28 protein-coding genes are annotated in these 24,253 nt (G+C 28.2%); 20 read left to right on the top strand and 8 right to left on the bottom strand.

Annotation, left to right across the window (positions count from 1 at the left end):
* Window positions 1-11: 11 nt before the first annotated feature.
* Window positions 12-872 (bottom strand): hypothetical protein, encoded by an 861-nt coding sequence (locus CP965_RS06925; RefSeq protein WP_129061351.1) that lies wholly within the window; start codon window positions 870-872, stop codon window positions 12-14.
* A gap of 279 nt (window positions 873-1,151) precedes the next feature.
* Here CP965_RS06925 and amt point away from each other — a divergent pair, with 279 nt between their 5' ends.
* The 5 genes from amt to pyrC all read left to right on the top strand — a co-directional run bounded on the left by amt (window position 1,152) and on the right by pyrC (window position 5,482).
* Window positions 1,152-2,366 (top strand): ammonium transporter, encoded by a 1,215-nt coding sequence (gene amt, locus CP965_RS06920; RefSeq protein ID WP_129061350.1) that lies wholly within the window; start codon window positions 1,152-1,154, stop codon window positions 2,364-2,366.
* Window positions 2,367-2,384: 18 nt separating this feature from the next.
* Window positions 2,385-2,723, top strand: coding sequence for a P-II family nitrogen regulator (locus CP965_RS06915; RefSeq protein ID WP_129061349.1), 339 nt, complete (start codon window positions 2,385-2,387; stop codon window positions 2,721-2,723).
* 135 nt (window positions 2,724-2,858) lie between these two features.
* The gene (locus tag CP965_RS06910) at window positions 2,859-4,046 is read left to right on the top strand and encodes an ammonium transporter (protein WP_129061348.1); all 1,188 of its coding nucleotides are present in this window, start codon (window positions 2,859-2,861) and stop codon (window positions 4,044-4,046) included.
* Window positions 4,047-4,107: 61 nt separating this feature from the next.
* Complete coding sequence (locus tag CP965_RS06905) at window positions 4,108-4,446, top strand: P-II family nitrogen regulator (RefSeq protein ID WP_129061347.1); 339 nt, start codon at window positions 4,108-4,110, stop codon at window positions 4,444-4,446.
* 1 nt (window position 4,447) lies between these two features.
* Window positions 4,448-5,482 (top strand): dihydroorotase, encoded by a 1,035-nt coding sequence (gene pyrC / locus CP965_RS06900; protein ID WP_129061346.1) that lies wholly within the window; start codon window positions 4,448-4,450, stop codon window positions 5,480-5,482.
* 15 nt (window positions 5,483-5,497) lie between these two features.
* On the opposite strand, the gene fliM is transcribed toward pyrC, so the two are convergent.
* Window positions 5,498-6,601: a flagellar motor switch protein FliM gene (fliM, locus tag CP965_RS06895; RefSeq protein WP_129061345.1), complete on the bottom strand. Its 1,104-nt coding sequence runs from the start codon at window positions 6,599-6,601 to the stop codon at window positions 5,498-5,500.
* Between the two features lies 1 nt (window position 6,602).
* Window positions 6,603-7,655 carry a flagellar basal body P-ring protein FlgI gene (locus CP965_RS06890; RefSeq protein WP_129061344.1) on the bottom strand — a complete coding sequence of 351 codons (1,053 nt, stop codon included), beginning with the start codon at window positions 7,653-7,655 and terminating at the stop codon, window positions 6,603-6,605.
* A gap of 91 nt (window positions 7,656-7,746) precedes the next feature.
* Between CP965_RS06890 and CP965_RS06885 the strand changes: the two genes are divergently transcribed.
* From CP965_RS06885 to CP965_RS06830, 11 genes are all read left to right on the top strand, one after another.
* The gene (locus tag CP965_RS06885) at window positions 7,747-8,892 is read left to right on the top strand and encodes a hypothetical protein (RefSeq protein ID WP_129061343.1); all 1,146 of its coding nucleotides are present in this window, start codon (window positions 7,747-7,749) and stop codon (window positions 8,890-8,892) included.
* A 1-nt stretch (window position 8,893) separates the two neighbouring features.
* Window positions 8,894-9,154, top strand: a complete 261-nt coding sequence (locus CP965_RS06880; RefSeq protein ID WP_129061342.1) for a flagellar biosynthetic protein FliQ — start codon at window positions 8,894-8,896, stop codon at window positions 9,152-9,154.
* A 3-nt stretch (window positions 9,155-9,157) separates the two neighbouring features.
* Window positions 9,158-9,562, top strand: coding sequence for a hypothetical protein (locus CP965_RS06875; RefSeq protein ID WP_129061341.1), 405 nt, complete (start codon window positions 9,158-9,160; stop codon window positions 9,560-9,562).
* Window positions 9,563-9,571: 9 nt separating this feature from the next.
* Window positions 9,572-10,072: a MotE family protein gene (locus CP965_RS06865; protein WP_228712685.1), complete on the top strand. Its 501-nt coding sequence runs from the start codon at window positions 9,572-9,574 to the stop codon at window positions 10,070-10,072.
* Window positions 10,073-10,074: 2 nt separating this feature from the next.
* A complete protein-coding gene (locus tag CP965_RS06860) occupies window positions 10,075-10,596 on the top strand; it encodes a flagellar basal body-associated FliL family protein (RefSeq protein ID WP_129061340.1) in 522 nt (173 codons plus the stop codon).
* 1 nt (window position 10,597) lies between these two features.
* Complete coding sequence (locus CP965_RS06855) at window positions 10,598-11,026, top strand: hypothetical protein (RefSeq protein ID WP_129061339.1); 429 nt, start codon at window positions 10,598-10,600, stop codon at window positions 11,024-11,026.
* Window positions 11,016-11,720 (top strand): flagellar basal body L-ring protein FlgH, encoded by a 705-nt coding sequence (locus CP965_RS06850; RefSeq protein ID WP_129061338.1) that lies wholly within the window; start codon window positions 11,016-11,018, stop codon window positions 11,718-11,720. Before CP965_RS06855 ends, CP965_RS06850 begins: the two co-directional genes overlap by 11 nt.
* A gap of 57 nt (window positions 11,721-11,777) precedes the next feature.
* Entirely contained in the window at window positions 11,778-13,634 is a 1,857-nt protein-coding gene (locus tag CP965_RS06845; protein WP_129061337.1) for a flagellar hook-associated protein FlgK, read from the top strand.
* 12 nt (window positions 13,635-13,646) lie between these two features.
* Window positions 13,647-15,509 carry a flagellar filament capping protein FliD gene (gene fliD / locus CP965_RS06840; RefSeq protein ID WP_129061336.1) on the top strand — a complete coding sequence of 621 codons (1,863 nt, stop codon included), beginning with the start codon at window positions 13,647-13,649 and terminating at the stop codon, window positions 15,507-15,509.
* A 72-nt stretch (window positions 15,510-15,581) separates the two neighbouring features.
* Window positions 15,582-15,941: a flagellar export chaperone FliS gene (gene fliS / locus CP965_RS06835; RefSeq protein ID WP_129061335.1), complete on the top strand. Its 360-nt coding sequence runs from the start codon at window positions 15,582-15,584 to the stop codon at window positions 15,939-15,941.
* On the top strand, window positions 15,917-16,180 hold the full coding sequence (locus CP965_RS06830) for a hypothetical protein (protein WP_129061334.1): 264 nt from the start codon (window positions 15,917-15,919) through the stop codon (window positions 16,178-16,180). The genes fliS and CP965_RS06830 overlap by 25 nt, the downstream gene beginning before the upstream one ends.
* On the opposite strand, the gene tilS is transcribed toward CP965_RS06830, so the two are convergent.
* The 4 genes from tilS to CP965_RS06810 are packed head-to-tail and all read right to left on the bottom strand — an operon-like array spanning window position 16,173 to window position 20,363.
* On the bottom strand, window positions 16,173-17,159 hold the full coding sequence (gene tilS, locus CP965_RS06825) for a tRNA lysidine(34) synthetase TilS (protein WP_129061333.1): 987 nt from the start codon (window positions 17,157-17,159) through the stop codon (window positions 16,173-16,175). The two genes, CP965_RS06830 and tilS, sit on opposite strands and share 8 nt — an antisense overlap.
* Entirely contained in the window at window positions 17,160-18,512 is a 1,353-nt protein-coding gene (gene rimO, locus CP965_RS06820; protein ID WP_129061332.1) for a 30S ribosomal protein S12 methylthiotransferase RimO, read from the bottom strand.
* 49 nt (window positions 18,513-18,561) lie between these two features.
* On the bottom strand, window positions 18,562-19,383 hold the full coding sequence (panC, locus tag CP965_RS06815) for a pantoate--beta-alanine ligase (RefSeq protein ID WP_129061331.1): 822 nt from the start codon (window positions 19,381-19,383) through the stop codon (window positions 18,562-18,564).
* Window positions 19,384-19,403: 20 nt separating this feature from the next.
* Window positions 19,404-20,363, bottom strand: a complete 960-nt coding sequence (locus CP965_RS06810) for an ABC transporter permease (protein ID WP_129061330.1) — start codon at window positions 20,361-20,363, stop codon at window positions 19,404-19,406.
* A gap of 30 nt (window positions 20,364-20,393) precedes the next feature.
* Here CP965_RS06810 and acpS point away from each other — a divergent pair, with 30 nt between their 5' ends.
* Window positions 20,394-20,744 carry a holo-ACP synthase gene (gene acpS / locus CP965_RS06805; protein WP_129061329.1) on the top strand — a complete coding sequence of 117 codons (351 nt, stop codon included), beginning with the start codon at window positions 20,394-20,396 and terminating at the stop codon, window positions 20,742-20,744.
* Here acpS and ruvX read toward each other — a convergent pair whose 3' ends face one another.
* On the bottom strand, window positions 20,745-21,125 hold the full coding sequence (gene ruvX, locus CP965_RS06800; RefSeq protein WP_129061328.1) for a Holliday junction resolvase RuvX: 381 nt from the start codon (window positions 21,123-21,125) through the stop codon (window positions 20,745-20,747). It abuts the gene before it with no gap.
* Window positions 21,126-21,191: 66 nt separating this feature from the next.
* Here ruvX and serB point away from each other — a divergent pair, with 66 nt between their 5' ends.
* The 3 genes from serB (at window position 21,192) to CP965_RS06785 (ending at window position 24,247) form a co-directional block, all read left to right on the top strand.
* A complete protein-coding gene (gene serB, locus CP965_RS06795; RefSeq protein WP_129061327.1) occupies window positions 21,192-21,812 on the top strand; it encodes a phosphoserine phosphatase SerB in 621 nt (206 codons plus the stop codon).
* Between the two features lie 13 nt (window positions 21,813-21,825).
* Window positions 21,826-22,827, top strand: coding sequence for a transaldolase (locus CP965_RS06790; RefSeq protein WP_129061326.1), 1,002 nt, complete (start codon window positions 21,826-21,828; stop codon window positions 22,825-22,827).
* Window positions 22,828-22,894: 67 nt separating this feature from the next.
* A complete protein-coding gene (locus CP965_RS06785) occupies window positions 22,895-24,247 on the top strand; it encodes a class II 3-deoxy-7-phosphoheptulonate synthase (protein ID WP_129061325.1) in 1,353 nt (450 codons plus the stop codon).
* Window positions 24,248-24,253: the final 6 nt, after the last annotated feature.

Genomic DNA, 24,253 nt, shown 5'->3' with positions numbered 1-24,253 from the left:
CTTATTAACTTTTATTTCTTTTTTGTAATATGTATAAATACTGATAAAGCGATTAATATTAAAGATATACCAGTTATTAGATATAAAGCATTTATCATTTTATCATAATCACTTAGAGCTATTTTAAATACAACCATTAACGCTTCAATTGATAAAGCTATAATAATAGATATTAAAAACTTTGTTATCATTTTTGTCTCAACTTTAGAATTCTTTGAATAGCTTTTAAAGTAAACTTCTTGCTCTAAAATAGTCTTTGCTAAATCAAAAATTGCAACACCTAAAGTAAGAGCAATAACAGGTTTGAAAACTGTATCTAAGTCAAAAATCCCTTTTATTAAAAATGAATGGGCAAAATCATAAATTGAGTAAAAAATAATAAAAATTGCAAGAAAAAACATCGTATATCCTGCTATTATATAAAAAGCTTTAGTAAGCGTATGAAAAGGCTTATTTAATTCAATTAAGCTTAATCTCTCAAGTAAACTTTCAATTTTGAAATCAAAAAATATAATATCATTGCCTTCTTTTATTGAAACAGTAACGCAATTATGTTTTGTTGCACTACTTATATATACTGAGCTAAATGCAACTTTACAGTTTTCTTTAAAATGAAGTTTTGACAGTATATAGTCCCTTGGTATATCTTTTTCTGTTATATCTTCTTTGTATCTATAATAGTTTGAAGAGCTTTGAGTTTTTGTATCTTTATTTACTATATAAACAAGTTCCAATGAAGGGAATATTTTAAAAAGGGTTTTAAATTTAGTTCTTTCGTGCTTTTTTATTTCACCTAATTTATTTAAACTCTCTTCTATAAAAGTTTCTATTTTGTCTTGATTTTGAATATATACCTCTAGATACTCTTTCATTATAACTCCTATTATTTCAATTATAACATAGAATAAAAAAAACCATTGTATAAAAAGTATACAATTATGTAAAAAATATTAAGATGTTAAATTTAGCAAAAAAAATAAAAAAATTTAACAAAAAATAAAAGTAAGTTCAAGTTATTATTTACCGGGATCTTCGAGTATAAATCAATATACTTTTTAATCTTGTCTTGTATATAAAATATACATATATTTTGACTATTTAGTTTTTTTATCTGTTAGAATTTCAGCATATTTACTTTGAAAAGGAAGAATATGGAAAATTTTAATGACTTAAAATACATATTAGATGGTTTTCTATTTGTATTTTCTGGTGTATTAGTTATGTGGATGGCAGCAGGTTTTGCTATGCTAGAGTCTGGTCTAACAAGATCAAAAAATAATGCAACGGTTTTAACAAAAAATATTGCATTGTTTTCTATTTCTTGTATTATGTATTATTTTGTAGGTTACAATTTAATGTATGGTGATGGTTCATCATTTATGGGAAGTTTCTCAACTATTAGTATGGAAAGTGCAGCAGATGCTTCATATCCTGCAGCAGCAGACTTCTTTTTCCAAGTTATGTTTGTAGCAACTGCAGCTTCTGTTATTTCAGGAACAATTGCAGAAAGAATGAAGTTATGGCCATTTTTAATCTTTGTTGTAGTTTTAAGTGGTGTTATTTATCCAATTCAAGGTCACTGGACATGGGGAGGATCTGAATTAGGTGGTTTAATTGCAGGTTTTTCTGATTTTGCTGGTTCAACAATTGTTCACTCTGTTGGTGGATGGGCTGCATTAGCTGGTGTTTTAATTTTAGGTGCTAGAAAAGGAAAATATACTAAAGATGGTAAAGTAAGACCAATTCCTGGTTCTAACTTAACTCTTGCTACATTAGGTACATTCATTTTATGGATGGGATGGTTTGGATTTAATGGTGGTTCTCAGTTAGCATTAGGTTCAAAAGCTGATATTGATGGTATCGCTTTAGTAGTTGCTGATACAAATATGGCAGCAGCAGCAGGTGCAGTTATGGCAGCAATTTTAACTCAACTTCTTTATAAAAAAGTTGATTTAACAATGGTATTAAATGGTGCTTTAGCAGGACTTGTATCTTGTACAGCAGGACCTGACTTAGGGATGTTAGTTGCATTTATTGAAGGTATAGTTGGTGGTGCATTAGTTGTCTTTGCAGTTCCTTTCTTCGATAAGTTAAAAATTGATGATCCAGTTGGTGCCTTATCAGTTCACTTAGTTGCTGGTATTTGGGGAACATTAGCTGTAGGTATTTTTAACCCTGAAGTTACAATACTAGCACAAATTAAAGGTATAGTTGTAATTGGTGCATTTGTATTTATCACTTCATTTATTATATGGAAAATCCTAGATATGATTGTTGGATTAAGAGTTGATGAAGAAACGGAAATTACTGGACTTGATATTCATGAAACTGGTCTAGAGTGTTATCCTGAATTCAAAAAAGCATAATAGATAAAGGAATTTATAATGAAAAAAGTTGAAGCGATAATTAAACCTTTTAAACTAGAAGATGTAAAAGAAGCTTTAGTTGAAAGTGGGATTTCAGGTATGACAGTATCTGATGTGAAAGGATATGGTAGACAACAAGGACACTCAGAATTATATAGAGGTGCAGAATATGTTGTAGACTTTTTAGCAAAAATAAAAGTTGAAGTTATAGTAAATGATGAAGATGTTGATTCGACTATATCAGTATTAGTTGAAGCAGCAAAAACAGGAAAAATTGGAGATGGTAAAATCTTTGTAACACCTGTTGAAGAAGTTGTTAGAATTAGAACAGAGCAAAGAGGAAGTGAAGCTGTTTAAAACTATTAAATAAGGAGATAATATTCTCCTTATTTGAAAACTTAACTTACTGTATAGTTTTTATACATACTATACCTATATTAAACTTTTTAAAAAATATATAATACTTCTTAAGAAAACTTAGGAAGGTTAAATATGGACTTACAATCAATCAGCTATGTGATAGACACGTTTTTTGCAATCTTTTCAATGACATTAATCATTTTTATGGTTCCTGGTTTTGCTATGCTTGAGGCAGGACTTGTTAGAACAAAAAATGTTACAGCAGTATTAATGGTAAATACTATGATATATGCAATTGCATCTTTAGCATTTTTACTTATTGGATATTCAATTGCTTTTGGAGATTTTGGAAGTGATTCTATGTCAAAATGGGCAGCATTTCTTTTTCAAATGGCATTTGTGGGTAAAGCAATTAATATAATGTCTGGAGGAGTTAGTGAAAGAGCGAAAGTTTTACCTTTAGCTTTGTTTACTGTGATTATGGGAGGGTTTATTTACCCTGTAATAGTAAATTGGTCATGGGGTAGTGATATGTTAGCTGGGACACTTTTAGATTTAACAATGTATGATTTAGCTGGTTCAACTGTTATTCATTCCACTGGAGGATGGGCGTTATTAGCTGCAATTTTAATTATTGGAGCAAGACGTGGAAGATATCCAAAAGAAGGAGGAGTTAGAGTAATTCCTGCTTCAAATATTCCTTTAGTTACATTAGGTGCTTTTCTTTTATGGATAGGATGGTTTGGATTTAATGGTGGAAGTGTTGGTTCTATTGCTTCAAAAGAAAATGCAGATTTAGTTGCTTTAACTATAATGAATACAAATACAGCAGGTCTGTCAGGTGCAATTATTGTTGGGGCTTTTATGTATTTTAGATATAAGAAACTTGATATTACAATGGTATTAAATGGTGCTTTAGGTGGATTAGTAGCAATCACTGCAGGACCAGATTTATATGATATTTATACGCCTATTTTAATTGGTTCAATTGGTGGAGCACTTGTTGTTTTTGGTGTATCATTTTTTGATAAATTAAAACTTGATGATCCCGTAGGTGCATTATCGGTTCATCTATTAAATGGTATTTGGGGAACATTGGCAGTAGGAATTTTTGCTTCAAATGGTGAAGATATTACCTTTTTAGGTCAATTAAAAGGTGTAATAGTAGTTGCGATTTTTGCTTTTGTTGTTTCATATCTTATTTTATTTTTGATAAATAAAATAGCACCACTAAGGGCTCATAATGATGAAGAAATGCAAGGACTTGATGTTGAAGAGTGTGGACTAGAAGCTTACCCTGAATTTAAACGAGCATTTTAGTTTCATTAGTTTTGTTTAAAATTATTTAGTTAAAATATAAAGATTAAAAAAAGGATTAATAGTGAAAAAAATAGAAGCAGTAATTAAACCATTTAAATTAGAAGATGTAAAAGATGCTTTAACTGAAGCTGGAATTACAGGTATGACTGTTGCAGATGTTAAAGGATATGGGAGACAACAAGGACACTCTGAGTTATATAGAGGTGCTGAATATGTTGTTGATTTTCTTCCAAAAATAAAAATTGAGCTTGTTGTTGCTGATGAAGATGTTGATAATACAATTGATATTATTATAAACTCGGCAAAAACAGGGAAAATTGGAGATGGTAAAATCTTTGTTTCGCCTATTGAGAAAACAATAAGAATTAGAACTGGTGAAGAAGACGAGGATGCAATCTAGTATGGATACATTTGAAATAGATTCTGCTTTAGATATGCACCTTCACTTACGTGATGGTGATATGCTAAAATTAGTTGGTCCTTTAACATCTGAAACTTTTAGTGGTGCTTTAGTTATGCCAAATTTAGTACCACCTATTACAACAAAAGAAGCATTATTATCTTATAAAAAAAGAATAAAAGAAGCGTGTATTGAGGATAAATTTGAACCTTATGTTACACTTTTTTTCCAAAATGATTACTCATATTCTTTTTTAGAAGATATAAAAGATGATATTATTGCTATAAAATTATATCCTGCTGGAATTACTACAAATTCTGAAACAGGAGTATCTTCAATGGATGTTGAGGTTTTAAGACCAACATTAGAGTCAATGAGTAAATTAGGTATTCCTCTTTGTATTCATGGTGAAACAAATGGTTTTGTAATGGATAGAGAAAAAGAATTTATGCCTATTTATGAATCAATTGCATCATCTTTCCCTGATTTAAAAATTATTATGGAACATATTACAACAAAAGATGCAATTGAGTTACTTGATAAATATGATAATCTTTATGCAACGGTTACATTACATCATTTATTGATTACTCTTGATGATGTTGCAGGAGGTATGTTAAGCCCTCATTTATTTTGTAAACCAATTGCAAAAAGACCAGAAGATAGAGATGCTTTATTAAATGCTGCACTTAAAGCTCATCCAAAATTAATGTTTGGAAGTGATTCTGCCCCCCATCCAAAACATAAAAAAGAGTGTTGTGGCTGTGCTGCTGGAGTATTTACTTCACCTATTGCCTTACAAGTATTAACGCAATTATTTGAAGAAAACAACTCTTTAGATAATTTAAATGCTTTTATTAGTTTAAATGCACAAAAGATTTATGATTTCAAACCATTAAATAAAAAAGTAAAATTAGAAAAGAAGAAGTTTGTAGTTCCTTCATCATATAAGTTTAAAGGTGAGGATGTAGTTCCTATGTATGCAGGAGAAGTTCTAAATTGGAGCATATCTTCAATAGAAGATAAAAGAGATTAAAAAAGGAAATATTTATTAATATTTTCCTTCTTTCCTTTCTTTTAACAGTCTCTTAATATTTTCTGTTGACTCTTTTGCTTTTTTTATTCTTTCTTCTCTCATTGCTCTTAACGCATCTAATGTTTCTTGTTTTTCATGGTCTATATTTGACTCTATTTGAATCGCTTTTCTATTGTTTTGAACACCTGAAACAGCAACAAACTTTTCTGTATTATTAATATATACTTTTGAAGAAGCAGAGGTTGCATTTTTACTAAAAACGATTACATCTTCTGGTTTTAATGCAAGTATTTCAGAAACAGACATTTCAGTTTCAGCCATAATAGCCTCAATATTCATTTTTGCACCAGAAATTAAAGTAGTTATATCTTGTTTTCTACTTGCTTTTTTATTTTTCCCTTCACTAAATATTTTCTCTACAATCTTATTTAATAAAGTTTCAATGTATGAAATTGGATAACAAATTGATAAAAAGCCTGATTCTTCATCTATTGTAATTTCAAGTACAACTAATAAAACAATTTCATGATCAGAAATAATTTGAATTGCATTTGCATTTGTATCTCTTGATTCAATTTTAAAATTTAAAGTTGTAACTTCATCCCAAGCTCTATACAGATGCTTAACAAACATTTTATAAAAATGTTCAAAAATATTTACTTCAATTTCAGTTAATTCTCTATCTAAATTATCACTTGCAGCTACTGCTCCACTTCCTAATAATTCGGCAATAATTTTATGTGAAATACCAGGGTTACACTCAATTACAATTCTTCCTTCAAGTGGCTTAATTGATAAAGTATTAAGTGATGTTAATTGGGGAATTGAAAGAATAAATTCTCCATAAGTCATCTGTTCAATAGAGTATAATTTTATATCAACAATTTTTCTAAGCATTGCTGAAAGATCTGTTATTAAATCCCTAAGCATTTTATCATGAAGAGTTGAAAAGGCTTTAAATTGTTCATTTGATATTCTATTTGGTTTTTTAAAATCATAAATAGAATAGTTTTTTTCTTTTGAAACAATTTGTTCATCTGCAGCAGTTTCAATTTCTTCTCCTGCATCAGCAATATCTAAAAGAGCATCAATTTCATCTTGACTTAAAAATTCAGCCATATTATCCTCTTATCTCCAGTTCAACATCTATTGCTCCAAGGTCTTTAATCATTTTTATAGTATCTATAATTTCTGTTATAGGTAATTTCATAACTTTCATTGCTCTTACTAAATCTGAAACTGTTGGAGTATTTTTTGTATTCATTAAAGTATTATCAATTTCAACGGCAATAGGTTTATTATCTAATTGAACATTATCTCCTATATCTCTTCCTTGATTGATTTGATTATCTTCCCATTCTTGATCAGTTAAATCACTTTTTTTAATTCTTATAGTAAACCCATCTCTAGCAACAGTAACAGGAGATATAGGAATATCTAATCCTGCAACTATCGTCTCCCTTGCAACATCAATAATAATCTTCTTTTTAAAAGTTGAGTCAAGTTGAATATTTTGAATATCAGAAATAAATTTAACAATAGAAATATTTAAAGGTTTTTTTACAAAAATAGTTCTTGTGTCTAAAGCTGAAGCTAAAGGTTTATTGAAGTGTTCATTGATTTTTTCTTCAACTACATATGCTTGTTTTGCATCATTTTTTAGAAGACTTAGTTTTATGCTATTTTCTTCACCAAGTGAATAATCAACTTCATTTTCAACTGTTGCTCCATCATAAATAAAACCAGTAGTATTATTTTGTTCATCTGCTACAATAGAACCTTGAGCTAAGGCGTAAACTTGTCCATCAACTGCCTTTAGTTGAGTTAATAAAAGTTCTCCCCTATCAATTGATTTAGCATCACCAATAGCAGAAATTTTTACTTTTATTTTATCCCCTTGTCTTGCAAAAGGAGGTAAATCAGCTGTTACCATTACAGCAGCAATATTTTTAGATTTGATAGAAGACGCAGGTATTTTGATATATGAGTTTCTAAGTAGGTTTTGTAAACTTTGCATAGTAAATTGAGATTTATCTCCTGTTCCTGCTAGACCTACGACTAGACCATAACCTATTAATTGGTTATCTCGAATTCCAACTACATTTGATATATCTTTGATAGTTACTGCAAATATACTTTGAAATAAAAATAATAAAATTATAAAAAATCTCAATACAACACCTCTATTACAATTGAAAATATTTTATCTAAAATTTTATAAAAACAAGGTATAATTTTTTTAAAAAATAATTTTAGGGTACCTTTTGATTATATACATCTATGGAAGTGATTCTTTTAAAAAAGAAATTAATGAAGTTTTAAAACACTCTAATATTAAGTTTAGGTTAGATTCTCATGGAGAAATTAAAGAACTTAATTCTTTGAATCAGTTGAAAGATGCAATAGAAGAAAACCCTAATAATATTTACTTAATTGATGATTCAAAAATTATTAAAAAAAATCCTTTAACTGATAAGATAAAATTTTTAAGACCCAAAGGTGGGATAGAACAGGAATATTTATTAGACCATGGAATAGGTGATGTTTCTGTGGATTCTATAGATGAACTTTCAAAACATATTGTTAGAAGACTAGATGCAGTAATAAAAAAAGATGAAGAAAATATTGATGATATACAAAACTCAATTGTAGAAATTGTAGAGAATGCTTATGATGAAGATAGTAATTTAGAAGAGAGTAATTCAGAAGTTATTGAGTTAGATGATGAATTAAGTGCTCTTTTATCTTCTTCAAAAGATGATGATACTTTTTTTGAAGAGGAAGAGAATAAAAATCAATTAAGTCCAGAAGAAGAAATTGAAGCTTTACTGAATCAAGTGGAAGAAGTGAATGAAAATGATTTCGTAGAAAATAAAAGTGAAGAAGTTGACCCTTCTGCTGACATTGCAGCCTTAGATGCGTTATTAGGAGAATTAGAAGAGAGTGATAATGAGGAAATTAAAGAAGTTGAGGTTCCTTCTGAAATAGAAGAATTAAATGATAAAGAAGAATTAAATAATGTTTTAAATCAAATAGAAGAACATAAAATCAATGATGAAGATATAAAACAAGATGAACTCAAAGATTTGAGTTTTGACAATAATTTAGATAATATTAAAATAGATGAAGTAGAAATAAAAGAAAGTTCTACTCAAGGAGACAAAATGGCTGATGAATTTTCAGAGTTTGATACTTTAAGTGAAAATGAAATTCTTGAAGCATTAAATGATTTAGATAATGTAACAGTTTCTCATGATATTAAAGAAACAAATAAAAATGAAATTAAAGCTGAAGAAAAAACAAATAATAATGTTGATTTAAGTGATTCTAGTACTGAAGATATTGCAAAACTAATTTCACAATTATTAAATAACAAAACTTTGGAAATTACAATAAAAGTTAAAGAGTAATATGGACTTAATTGCTATTGCTGAAAATACAGTAAAGATAGTCCTGATATTAGGATTGCCTTCTTTAATAGTTAGTATGGTAATAGGTCTTATCATATCTATTTTTCAAGCAGTAACACAAGTTTCTGATGCCTCATTAACTTTTGTGCCTAAGATGATTGTTGTGTCAGTTTTTATTTTAATAACACTTCCTTGGGTAGGAGATCATATTACAACCTATACAAAAGATTTATGGGATATTATTTTAGTCTTTGGAGAGTAAATCATGATAGATAAATTATATGATTTGAAAAAAACTCAAACAGATCAAAAATTAATGCAAAAAGGTCAACTTCAATCAAAAATTGATCATATTGACACAGAAGTTCTATTAACTCAAAATAAAATTAATACTACAGGTGTCCAAAAATATGGAGCTATTTCAGATTTTACAATTTTAGCAATGCATAAAAATACCATGAAGCTACATATTCAAAAACTTGAACAACAAAAGAAGGTATACGTATCTCAATTGGAAGGTATTGTAAAAGAAATTATAGAGCTTCAAAAAGAAGCAGAACAATATGAATATATTTTAAGTGAAGAGAAAAAACAAAGGGTTTTAAAAGTCTTAAAAGCAGAACAAGAAGCAGCAGACGAGTATGTTCAAAGTAAATATATTAGCGGTTAAGGAGGTATTTTGCTTAAGTTAGTTTTATCAACATTTTTCATTTTTATCAGTTTATATGCACAAGAAGAACAAAGAGTTACAAGTGCTGCATTAATAAAACAAAAAATTGAAGTAAAAGAACTAAAAAAAGAGTTGAACTTTTTTTATAATAAAAAAGAAAAAGAGTATCAAGAAAGAAAAAAAGAGTTAGAAGAGTTATTAAAAAAAATTGAAACACAGAAAAAAAATATACAAGCAATTAGAGATGAAAATTCACAACTTCTTCAAGATATTAAAGGTGAAGTTGAAAATAAGACTTCTAACATTTATAATAAGATGAAACCAAAGGTTGCAGCTTCAATTTTTAATCAAATGATTAATGAGGGGAAGATTGAAGATGTTTTTGATATAATCTTAAGATTAAAAGAAAATAATGTAACATCATTAATGAAATTTTTAAGCCCTAAAAATGCAGCTATGTTAACAATAATGTTAAAAGATTATAGGGTAGAAGATCAAGATGAAAGGTAATTATGGCAGAAGAAAATAGTGAGGTTAAAAAATCTGGTTCGAAAGGAATAATGGTAATATTAATTGTTCTTATTGTTGTTTTATTATTAGGTTTAGGTTTCCTAGGATATGTGGTTTATGCAAAAGTTTTAAATGCTCCTGCAAATGGACAAGAACAAGTTGTAAAAGAGGAAGCAGGTGATTCAAATCAAATGTATAAAACTGCAATTAATGACCTTGTTTTAAATATAACAAATGCAAAAGGTAGAGAAAAGTTAATGAAATTATCTTTTTACCTTAAAAGTACTGAACCATCAATTGGCTCTATAGTAGAAGAATATAAACCTGAAATAGTAGATGCTGTTATTGCACAAATAAGCTCAAGAAGTTCGGAAGAGTTGCTAACAGTTGGTGGGAAAGCTTTATTAAAAGAAGAATTAATGGAAGATATTAATAATATTATTAATGAAGTAACATCAAGTAATGATGATATTAAAAGAAATAATATTAAAAATATTCTATTTACAACTTTTGTAATTAAATAAAATGATAGTAGCAGTTAAGACAAATAGTAAAAAAAGATTTTTCATAAAATTAGCATCAGCTATTGTAGTAGTAGGGATGTTTATTCTATATTACTTTCATATGAGTAATGAATTTGCAAATCAACAAAAAAAAGAGCAAGAATCAAAGCTTAAGGCTGTAGAAATTGATAATAAACTTGCAAAACAAAAGAAGTTGGAAAGAATTATTTATAAAGAAGTTGAAACTGCTGTTGATTTAATTGGACAAAGACATGTACAAGATGTGAAAATTATTTCTCATAGAGCTTTAATTGTTGTTGACCTTGGTACAAACTTAGATGCCTTAAAAGTACGATATGGAAGTTCAGCTTTAATAAAAAAAGATTTAAAAGATATTAAAGTTGCAATAGATTTAAAATATATTTTGGAAAGTAAAATAAATGAAGATTAAGTATATACTAATTTCTATAATTCCTTTTCTTTTTACAGCTTGTGGTCAAGAACCTCAAATTCAATTTGAAAAACCAAAATTACAAGTGCCTAAAAAAGAACCTACTGTAAAAAAGAAAAAAGGTTCTTTGTACTCTATGCGTGGTCCATCTTTATTTGCAGATAAAAAAGATTTACAAATTGGAGATATTATCCAAGTACAAATTAGTGAATCTTTATCTTCTAATACAAATAGCAAAAGAGAACTTTCTAATGATAGGGATATGTCTTTAGGTGGTGGTATGCTTACCCCAGTTACAGGGAATCAATTAGGTGGAGTAACAAAAAGTATTGCTAATGAATCAAACTCTTTATTAGGTGTTAATTTTGGAACAGAAAGTTCTTCTTCAAATTCAGGAGAAGTTAAAACAAAACTTAGTGAGAGTTTTTCTACTAATATTTCTGCTATAATTGAAGAAACATATCAAAACGGAAACTATTTTATAAAAGGAATAAAAGAAATGCTTATTGATGGACAGAAACAATCTTTAGTATTAACAGGTATTATTCGTCCATACGATATTACCCCTGATAATGCGGTTTCTTCTTCTCAAATAGCAAATTTAAAAATTCTTTATATAAAAGATGGAGAGGAACAAGATGTTATGAAAGTTCCTTGGGGAATGAAATTGATTAAAAGCTTTTGGCCCTTTTAATCTAAATTTAAGAAATGTAATGTAATAATTTTATAAATTACTATAAAAGGAGTATATATGCTAAATTCTTTACATGTTGCACAAAGTGGTATAAAAGCTATGAACTTAGCCTTTGATAACGTATCTAATAACTTAGCTAATGAAAATACTCCTGGATATAAAAAAAGAGTTGTACAGTTAAGTGAACTAGAAATACTTGATTCTCGATTTACTGGACGTGGAGTAGTTGCAGACGAAGCTTACCGAATTACTTCAGAATATATGTATGACAATATTTTACGAGAAAATACAAAATCTAACTATTATAATGAAACTTCTAGAATGATTGGTAATATTGAAGCAATGTTTGTAGAAACTGAAAAGAGTGGTTTTGCAAGTGACTTAGATAGATATTTCCAAGCAATTGAGAATTTAAGAGCAAATCCCAACTCTGAAATATATAGAACAACATATAAAACTCAAGGTACAGTTTTAGTTGATTCTTTACAAAACTTATATTCAAATATTGAAAAAGAAGAGCAATTAGCCCAAATCTCCCTTGAAGAAAATGTTTTAAAAGTTAATAATTTAATCAATGAAATTGGTGAAATTAATGAACAATTAGGAAGACATGTTGAAGCTTCAAATGATTTATTAGATAAAAGAGATTATTTAGAAAAAGAATTATCAAAATATGTAGATATAGAAGTAGATAGAACTAATAATGAGTATATGCTAAAAGTTGGTGGTGAGATAGCTGTTAGATATAATACAAATATTAGAGAAATAAATTTAGTAGAAGAATATGTTCCTCAAGTAGATAGGTTTGCAACGACTGATGTAAATGGTACTCCTATTGATAGTATTTCTGATCAAGTTTCTTTAGATTTAGATGATGAAATTACATATAAGTTAAATAATGCCCATGAAGTAACTGTAAAAATAGGAGAATCTATTGTTGACGCTTTAGGTAATCCAGTTGATTTAGGTAATGGGACAAATGTAGTTGATTCTAGCAACTATATTAGAGCTTTAAAGCATAAAATAAATAATGATCCAGATATCTCACAAAAAGTAATTGCATATAATGGAAACTATGCTACTGATAAAGATGGAAATAAAGTAGATGCAACAGTAGTTGATAAATTTTTAGTTGTTGAAGCTAGATATGATGGTGAAGATGGACAGTTTGAGGGAAGAGTTTCTGTGACAAAAATGACAGGAGCAACTGTTGATGATAGACAAACTGTTTTTAAAGATGAATATCAAAGTGAAGAAGCAAGTGATAAAGTCTATTTAGCGGTTTATGATAAAGAAATAAATATTAAATCAGGAGTTATAAAAGCTCAAACAGAGAATTTAACCACTAATTCACCAAACAATAAAATAATTGACTATAAAGAAAAACTTGATAATTTAGCAAGAGCTTTAAGTGACATTTACGACAAGTTTGTAAAAGAAGGTGAAGATGAGTATATTTATGGTCATGTAGCTACAGATGAATATAATGGTACAAATAATATTAAAAATTTAAATTTATTTTCTGGTTCAGACGTTAAGTCTTTAGTGTTTAATGAAGAAGCAGTTAATGATTTAAATCAGGCTGATTTAGATTATATGGCAAAAATGCAATGGAAAAAAGATATTGAGTTTGATGGTTTTGCTCAGGATGGTTCAACTCTTAACAAAACATCATTTTCAGAGTTTTATCAAGAAATCAGGGTAAATATATCATCAGATAAAGAAAACAATGATTTTTTATTAGAGGTTCAAGAAACAGTATTTCAATCAATTCAGTACAACTATGAACAACTTACTAAAGTTGATTCAGATGAAGAAATGATTGATTTAATGAAGTTTCAAGCTGCATATACTGCAAATGCAAAAGTAATTACAGCCGCAGATGAAATGCTTCAAACACTTCTTAATATGTAATAGGAGGCTATTATGGCAGAAGGAATTTTAGGACTAGGAAGTTCGGGTGCGAGTTCTTTAAATCAAGAACTTTTAGATAAATTAAAAGAAGCAGAAAGAAAATCAACAGTTGAACCAGTTGAAAATGATTTAGAAGACTGGACAGCAGAAGATGAAAAGTTTCAAGAGATTGTTACAAAAGCTAATGAACTATTAGATTCTATAAAACCATTTGATCTATTTGCTTCTGGAGGCGTAAATGCTTTTAATCAAAAAAGTGCTAACGTAACAGGGAGTTCGGCTATATTTGATGCAGTAGATGCAGCAAATCTTTCTGAAGGGACAACAAGTGTAAAAATAAATCAACTTGCACAAAAAGATGTTTATCAAAGTATTACTTTTGCTAATAAAGAAGCACAAGTTGCAGGTGGAAATGATGCTGGAGATATGATGATTTTATCTCAAAGTGGTAGACCTGTTTATCAAAGTGATTTTACAGTAAATTCTGCATCTGATATTGTTGACCCAAGTGGTGGGGATATTACAATAAATATTGATGGTAGTGATAGAGTATTTGAAGTTTCATCAACTACTACATATAAGCAATTAATTGATAAAATAAATGAAGATCAGGATTTAAGTGCAACAATTACAATTAATGGAAGATTATCAATAAATTCAGCTGATGAAAAAACAGAATTAACAATAAGTAATAATTTAAATAGTACTTCTCTTGGAATGTCTTTAGGTGAAAAATATTCTACTGAAGGCAAAACTTATGAACAGTTAGCAAATGAAATAAATACAAATTCTAATTATAATGCAACAATTGAAACAGTTGGAACAGATACAAATAGATTAGTTATCAAAAGTTCTGCAACAGGACTTGATAATGCTATAAATATTACTCAAAATGGTTTTGATTTAGGTTTAAATTCTTACTCTTCTACTTCAACTGTAACTGGAACAGACTCTTTATCTGATGGATTAAGTATAACTATTGATGGAGAAACATTTACTACATCATCAGATACTTATGATAGTTTTATTGCTAAAATTGATGCAAATGCAAACTTTTCTGCTTCAATCGTTGATGGCAAAGTAAATATTCAAAGAGCTGATGGTACTAATTTAAGTATAAGTAATGATGATTTAAATTTAGGGATGGAAAACTCTAATCATACTTTAAAAGCACAAAACTTAGAAGCAAATGTAGATGGGATTGAGTATGATGTTGCTTCAAATGTTCTTGTTGTAGATGGAGGTTTAAAAATAACAGCTGTTGAGGTTGATACAGAAAGTACATCTTCAACAATATCAATTCAAAATGATACTTCAACAATTTCTACAATGGTAGATGACTTTGTTACCAAATATAATGAATTTATGGATTTAGTTAATGCTGAGTTATATTCAGCTGATAGTTCTATTGATGATAAGTCCACTTTAAGAACGGTTGTTTCAGAGATTAAAGATAAGTTATTTAATAATTATGGTTCTAATGAAGATTTGAATATTTTTAATTTTGGACTTGAAATTGATAAAACGGGATATCTATCATTAGATAGTGCTAAGTTTAATGAAGCTATTGAAGAAGATTTAGATATTGTAAAATCTTTATTTGTTGGTAGTGCTGAAAGTGAAGGAATGGGAACTCAATTAAAAGAGTACTTAGATTCACTTGATTCTTTAGAAGGACTTTTTACTTTCTATGAAGAAAATATGGATAGAAGAAAAACTAATTTAGAGGAAGATAAAACAGAGGCTCAAGAAACATTGGATAGTAAATATGCACAATTAGCTGCACAGTTCGCTCAATATACAACTATTATAACAAACCTTGAAGCACAGTTTTCTAGTTTAAAACTTATGATAGCTCAGTCTTCAGCTTCATAATTTTGTTGAAGATTAGTTCTAATTTAAGTAAACATATAATATACTTATTGCCAATATTGATTGGAGTTAATAATGGGAATTGAAGCTTATCAGCAACATAATGCAGTATCTAATGATCCGTATAAGTTAGTATTAAAATTATATGAAGGAACGTTAAAGTACTTATCTTTCGTAAAAGAAGCAATGGAAATAGGAGATATTGAAGCAAAATTTTCAAATATAAATAAAGCTGTTGCAATTTTTGATGAATTAAGAAATGTACTTGATTTTGATAATGGGGGAGATGTTTCTTATTATCTTGATGGACTTTATTTATATCAAATTGAAACACTGTTTAGTGCAGGAGTTGATGATAATATAAATGCAGTGGATCAAGTGATGAAAGTAGTTCAAGGTTTGATTGACGCATGGAAAGACGAGACTGGTCTTTAAAAGCTCTTGAAGAGCTTACGTATATTGATTCTTTAGAATCATACGAAAGGGCAGATGCTCTTGTAAAATGGTATAATAAATATTTATCTGATAATGGTATAGACGAATTTGATTTACTTCTTTCTGACTTACAACGTTTACAAGAACTTTTTTATAAAAATATTGCTTTTTTAAAAGAGCATAAAGAACAAACAAGAAAAGACATGGTGAAAAATAGAAAAGTGAAAAAGTTTACTTAATAGTTTCTATAACTTTTTCTAGAAAATTATTTTGATAAATATAAACTCTACAATTAATTGGAATTTTATTTATTCTTAACTTTTCTTTTATTTCTTTAGGAATAGGTTCTTTTTCATATGGACAAATATAAATCAAATCTTTTATTATAGAAACTGCAACTCTATGAGAAATGACTAATTCTTTTTGCTTTAAAACTTCATCTCTTTGTTTTTTTGTTAGAATTAAACCTCTCTTTTTTAAGCTTTCATCAATTATTTTAATATTTAAATTATCATCTTTAGTATTTTTATATATTTCTAATTCTTTTTCTTTTAAGACACAAACTATTTTATCTCTTAATGAAGCCAAATCATTTTCTAAATACTCAAAGCTTCTTTTTATTCCTTCTTGAAATTCTTCTAATAATTTATTTGAAAAGTTTTTTCTAAAATAGTTTCTTTTAAAATTTTCATCATCATTTGTTTTATCAATAAAATATTTTATTTTATTGGCTTTTAAATAAGCTAAAATATCTTTCTTAGAAGAGTTGATTAGTGGTTTTATAATTTTATATTCTTTTCTAAAACTAAGCTCTTCAAAAGACAAAAGCTCATTTATTCCAGCTCCTTTTGTAAACTGCATTAAAAACCATTCTAACTTATCATTTAATTGATGTGCAGTAATTAAATTTTCATATAGGTGATTTTCCATTAGTTCATCAAAAAAACCATATCTAATATCCCTAGCTTTTTTTTCAAAATTTGAGAAAGAGTCTACTTGTATATCTTTAATAAAAATAGTTTTATTGTATTTCTTTGCTAATTCTTTTGCATAAGAAACTTCCTCTTTTGACTCTTTTCTAATATTATAATTAATAATTGCAATGTCAAAAGAGATATTTTTTTCAAGAAGAATAAAAAATAAGGCAGAAGAATCAACACCTCCTGAAAAAGCCAGAAGGTTTTTATTTGTATTTATGTTTTCTAATAAAACTTCCATTTACTCAATTACTGTTGCAAGGAGTTTATCTCCTACTAATTCAGTTATTTTTACTTTATACTTTTGTCCAAATTTAATTTGTTGGGCAGTTTGGTTTTCATCTAATAATTGATTATCATTTATATATATTTCTCCATCTATTTCAGGTGCCCAAATAGTTTTTCTTGAACTTAATAAGTACTCATGTTCATCACTTTCTCCATCAACATATACATATGACTCTTTTGAGATTTCTTTTTCTAAAGATTCATTTGTTGTTTGAGAAATAATATTACCCAAAATTTCAGCTCTTTCATCAATAATCTCTTGAGGAACTTTATCCAACATTTCATAAGCACTTGTGCCATCTTCATCAGAATAAGAGAATACATTTGCTCTATCAAATTTGTACTCTTTAACAAACTGACATAGTTCTTCAAAATCTTCTTGTGATTCTCCAGGGTGTCCTACAATAAATGTTGTTCTTACAAAAGAGTTTGGAACTTCTCTCATTGCATTCATTAATTCTTTAAGTTTTTCTACACCTTTTCCTCTTTTCATTATTTTTAATACATTAGAAGAGATATGTTGTAAAGGCATATCAAAATAGTTTTCAAAAACATTTGAGTTTTTGATTTTCTCAATTAAGTTTAATGTTGTAGTACTAGGATATAAGTAAAGAATTCTTGCACTTTCTATCCCTTCAATTTTTTCAACTTCTTCAACTAATCTTTCAAGACCATCTTTTATCCTTAAATCCCTTAAGTATGAAGAAGAGTCCTGAGAAACAAAAGAAAAATCTTTGTAGCCATTTTTAACTAAATTTTTAACTTCTTTAATTAAAGATTCTAAAGTTCTTGAATGAAGTTTTCCTTTGAAGCTAGGAATGGCACAGAAAGAACAGACTTGGTTACAGCCTTCACTTAATTTTATATAGGCATGGTATGAAGACCCTGTAATAACTCTATCATTAGTTTCATTTAATAAAAAAACCTCATTTGTAAAAGCACTTCTTTTTTCTTCTACCAGCTTATCAATTTTATCATAATCTCCAACGCCTGTAAAAATATCTATTTCAGGAAGCTCTTTTTGTAGTTCTTCTTGATATCTTTGCGTTAAGCATCCAGCCATTACAAGAACAGACTCTTCTTTTCTTTCATCATGTAGATTTAAAATGGTATTGATACTTTCTTCTTTTGCACTATCAATAAATCCACAGGTATTTACAATAATAACATCAGCAATACTTGAATCATTTGTAATTTCATACTCTTTTAGCTTTCCTAGCATAATTTCAGAGTCAACTAAATTCTTTGTACAGCCAAGACTAACTAAATGTAAAGTTTTTGTAGGTTTTGTTTCACTAAATTTCATTCTTTCTTATCTTCTTTAATTTTTTTTGGATTTTATCATAAAATCAATTTTAAAGCCATATATTATCAAGTAGTCTAGTATTATCAAATCTAGCAACGACTAAAATAATAGAATTTTTTAATTGTATTTCTTCTATTTCATTGAAATTTCTATCTACAATAGCCACATATTCTACATCTAAATTTTTCATTACATCATAGATTTTTGTCTTTAAAATACTTGAAGATCTTTCACCTTTCCCTACTAAAGAAGCAGCTAAATATAAGGATTTAGATAAAAATAGGGCTTCTTTTCTTTGTTCTTCATTTAAATAAACATTTCTAGAACTTAGTGCTAAACCATCTTTTTCTCTTACAATTTCACATGGAACGATTTCTATTGGTAAAAATAAGTTTTTAACCATTTGTTGAATTAAAGTAAGTTGTTGAGCGTCTTTTTTCCCAAAGTAAGCTTTTGTTGGTTGTACCAAATTAAATAGTTTTAAGACTATTTGCAATACTCCATCAAAATGTCCGGGTCTAGTTTTACCTTCAAGAACATAGCTATTATTAGGTGCTTTTATCAGTACTTCTTCTTCACTATACATTGTAGTTGAAAGTGGCATAAAAATATAGTCCACTTTACACATTTCACATATTTTTTTATCTGCTTCATCTCGTCTAGGATATGCATCTAAATCTTCTCCTGGAAGAAATTGTGTTGGGTTTACAAATATAGAAACAATAACTATTTCATTTTCAATTCTTGCTTGTTTTATCAAAGAAATATGACCATCATGTAAAGCACCCATTGTAGGAACAAAACCAATTGTTTTATTTTTTTGTATTTTTCTTATTTCTTGAAGTTCTTCTATTGTTTTTAAAATTTTCAATTTTTTTCCTCTTCTTTTAATTATTTGGCATCATAATTAGGGTTTAATTTTAATAATATTAAATCAGCAATCATATTTCCAAGTAAAGTCAATAAAGCACCAATAATAAGTATTCCCATAATTACTGGGTAATCATGACTTAAAGCACTTTGAAAAAATAATAAGCCCATTCCATTTATTGAAAATATGGATTCTAAAATAACACTTCCTCCAATTATTCCTGGAAGGGATAAACCAAGTAAAGTTATAACAGGAGGGTATAAGTTTGGTAATATATAGTATCTTAAAATTTGACTTTTTTCTAATCCTCTTGCTTTTGCAAAAAAGATATAATCTGTTTTTAATATTTCAATAACTAAAGACCTTACATATAAAGTTAAACTTCCAATACCTGCAAAGGTAATAATTGCAATAGGTAAAATCAAGTGCCAAGCATAATCTAAATAATAGACTAAACTTCCATCATCTGGAACAGAATGTAATCCTGCAATTGGAAGTATTTCAAAGTGAATTGAAAAAACCATTATAGAAATTAAAGCTAAATAAAATGAAGGCATTGAAAAACTAATAAGTGATAATTGACTAGCAAATTTATCAAATAGTGAATTTTTATTTAAAGCTGCTTTTATTCCTAAATATAAAGAAATTACAAAAATAAAAAACATAGAGATAATATTTATAGTCAAAGTTACAGGAAGTCTTTGCAAAATCTCATTTTTAACTAACTCTCCACTAGCAAAAGAGATTCCAAAATCAAGATGTAAAATAGCAAGAAACCAAGAAAAATATTGAATATATAAAGGCTTATCTAAACCATAAATTGTTTTTAACTGTTCAATTGATTCCTTCGTGATATTTGGATTTAATTCTCCACTTGCAAAAAAAGAGTTTGGTGCTAAATTTATAGCAATAAAAGAGATTAAACTTATTATGAAAAGCATAATAATTAGATATAATAATTTACGTAAAAATAGTTTCATAAAAGAATTATACAAAGAGATAGGTTAAAAATGATAGGAATTGATGTAACTTCAATAAATAGAATAAAAAAGATGCATGAAAAGTTTGGTAAAAAAGCATATGAACGTTTTTTAGATGAAGAAGAAATCACTCTTATAAAAAGAGTTGAAACTGCTGCTGGCTTTTGGGCTGCAAAAGAAGCTGCGAGTAAAGCAATAGGAACAGGAATAGGTAAAGAGTGCTCTTTTCATGATTTAAAAATAAAAAAGAATAAAAAAGGTGCACCTAAATTAAAATATTCAAAAGAGTTACGAAAGAAATATAAAATAAAAAAGACTTATCTTTCAATTACTCATGATAGTGGAGTTGCAATTGCAGTTATTCAAAATAGTTTAAAATAATTATTGTTTACTAAGATATCTTTCTAAAATAATCTTTGCTGCAAGAGAATCAATTCTTCCATCTCTTTTATATTTTATTTCCCCTTTTATTAAATCTTCTGCTTCAATTGAACTCATATTTTCTTCTTGAAATTCGTATGGAATTTCAAGATTTAATAAAGAGGTAAAATGCTTAATTCTTTTTTGCATATCTTCACTTGCACTTGGAAAACCTATAATTAATTTATCAATTTCCCACTCTTTTAAAATTTTTAAAGTATCATTTGCTGCTTGATTTCTATTTTTTCTTAATATTGCAGGAAGAGGCGTGATAATGTCACTTTGCAAGCAAATAGCTACTCCTATTCTTTTTAATCCTATATCAATGCAGGCTAACTTCAATCAGCTTCCTTTAGTAAAATTTAGATAATATTATAGCCTTAAAAGTATAAAACTAGGAAAATATTAATGAAATTAGCTGTTTTTGATTTTGATTCAACTTTAATGGATGGAGAAACAATTGACTTTTTAGCAAAGCCTTTAGGCTTAGAAGAAAAAGTTGCAAAAATCACTGAAAAAGCAATGGCAGGGGAACTTGACTTTTTTGAATCTTTAGTAGAACGAGTTTCTTTATTAAAAGGTTTAGAATATAAAAAAGCTGTAGAAATTTGTAAAGATTTACCTCTTATGCCAGGAGCTTATGAATTAGTTTCTGAACTTAAAAAAAGAGATTATAAAGTAGTTTGTTTTTCTGGTGGATTTAGAATTGGTACTACTCCTGCAAAGGAAAAGTTAGGGATAGATGCAGATTTTTCAAATATTTTACATGAAAAAGATGGAATCTTGACAGGACTTGTTGGTGGAGATATGATGTTTGGATTCTCAAAAGGAGATATGATTCAAAGAGTACAATCTCTTTTAGGAGTTTCAAAAGAAAATACTTTAGTTGCAGGTGATGGGGCAAATGATGTTTCAATGTTCCCCTATGCCCAAAAAAGAGTTGCATTTTGTGCCAAAGACATATTAAAAAAAGAAGCTAATATTATTGTAGATGAAAAAGATTTAACAAAAATATTAGAGCATATATAAAAAGGATATAATTATGAGTTTAAAAGAAGATATTAATTACTCTTTATGGTGTGATTTTATTGAAAGAGATTTTTTAGAAAATAAATTTCAAGATATTATTAGAAATGAAGTAATCCATGGGGCAACTTCAAATCCAGCAATTTTTGAGTCTTCAATTTCAAACTCAGCTGCATATGATCAGCAGTTACAAATGCTAAAAGCAAATGAAGCAAAAACTATTTATGAAGAATTGGCAGTATCAGATATAAGAAGAGCTGCTGAACTTTTAAATGATTTATATTTAAATGATACAAATGATGGGTTTATTTCAATTGAAGTTGATCCTACTTTATGTGATGATGCAAAAGGAACAATTGAAGAAGGAATGAGATTAAACTCTTTAATTGGTTCTGAAAATGTTATGATTAAAGTACCTGCAACTGAAGCTGGATATGAAGCTATGAAAGAACTTACAACAGCAGGAATTCATGTAAATGCTACTTTGATTTTTTCTCCAGAACAAGCAATAAAATGTGCACAGGCTCTTGATGAAGGAATTAAAGCTTCAAACAAAGATATTAAAGCAGTTATTTCTGTATTTGTTTCAAGACTTGATAGAATGTGTGATACAAAAATGATTTCAAAAGGTTTAGAAACTGGAAAACTAGGAATTATAAATGCAACTAAATGTTATCATGAAGTTGAAAAGTTTGAAAATAAAAATATTAGAACACTTTTTGCAAGTACAGGTGTAAAAGGTGATGAATTACCTGCAAGTTATTATGTTGATAACTTAATTTATCCAAATTCAGTAAACACAGCACCTTTAGCAACTATTGAGGACTGGGTTGAAAATGGTTCAAAAGTACCATCAAAAATTCCAAGTGAAGATGTTTGTGATAAATATTTTAAAGAGTTACAAGTTAATAACATTGATATGTCTGATATCTACAAAAGGCTTTTATCAGATGGTTTAGAAGCTTTTAAAGACTCATTTAAAGATTTACTTGATAAATTAGCTAAAAAAGCAGACTAAGTAGCACTTGCTACTTAAGTTCTTTTTGGATAAAATTTTTCTTCAACAATAGAATTAAAGGCTAAAAATGAAAAATTGGAGTCCAAATAGTTGGAGAGACTACCCAATAAAACAACAACCTACATATAATGATTTAGAAAAATTAAAAAAAGTAGAAAGTGAACTAGCTTCTTATCCTCCTTTGATTTTTGCAGAGGAAGCAAGGAATTTAAAGGCTCAATTAGCTGATGTAGTAGATGGGAAATCTTTTTTACTACAAGGTGGAGACTGTGCTGAGTCATTTAATGCTTTTAATGCAAATAATATTAAAGACTTATTTAAAGTAATGATGCAAATGGCAGTAGTTTTAACTTTTTCAGGTGGTTGTCCTGTTGTAAAAGTAGGACGAATTGCAGGACAATTTGCTAAACCAAGATCTGCTGATTTTGAAGAAATTAATGGTATTTCTTTACCTTCATATAGAGGGGATATTATTAATGATATAGGTTTTAATGAAAAAGATAGAACACCAAAAGCAAAAAGACTCTTAAAAGCTTATAATCAAAGTGCAGCAACACTTAATCTTCTTAGAGCATTTGCAAGAGGTGGAATGGCTGATCTACATAAAGTTCATGCTTGGAATTTAGACTTCGTAAAAGATAATACCCTTGGTGAAAAATATGAACAATTAGCAGATAAAATTTCTGAAACTCTAAAGTTCATGGAGTCATGTGGAATAACAAGTGAAAATACTAAAGAGCTAAAAGAAACAGTATTATATACTTCACATGAAGCTTTATTATTAAACTATGAAGAAGCACTTACACGAAAAGATTCTTTAACAGGTGATTGGTATGATTGTAGTGCTCATATGTTATGGATTGGTGATAGAACAAGGGATTTAGATGGTGCTCACCTTGAATACTTTAGAGGTATTAAAAATCCAATTGGATGTAAAGTTGGTCCTTCGATGAAAGAAGATGAGTTAATAAGACTTATTGATGCTTTAAATCCAGAAAATGAAGCTGGAAGATTGAACTTAATAGTTAGAATGGGACATGAAAACATAGCAGATATTTTTCCTAAACTTTTAAAAAGAGTTGAAAGTGAAGGTAAAAAAATTGTTTGGTCTTCTGACCCAATGCATGGAAATGTTGAAAAAGCTCCAAATGGATATAAAACAAGAGACTTTGCAAATATATTAAGTGAAGTAAAACAGTTTTTTCAAATTCATAAAGCACAAGGTAGTGTTGCTGGAGGAATCCACTTAGAAATGACAGGACAAAATGTAACAGAGTGTACAGGAAGTTCAAGTTCTGCAATTACAGCAGATGGTTTATCAAGTAGATACCATACTCAATGTGACCCAAGATTAAATGCTGACCAATCTTTAGAATTAGCATTTATGATAGCTGAAACTTTAAAAGAAGCAAGAGCTTAAAATATA

This window comes from Halarcobacter mediterraneus, from assembly GCF_004116625.1.
Taxonomy (GTDB): Bacteria; Campylobacterota; Campylobacteria; order Campylobacterales; family Arcobacteraceae; genus Halarcobacter; species Halarcobacter mediterraneus.
Note: the sequence above shows the minus strand (reverse complement) of the source record. Positions and strands in the feature narration are given on the sequence as shown.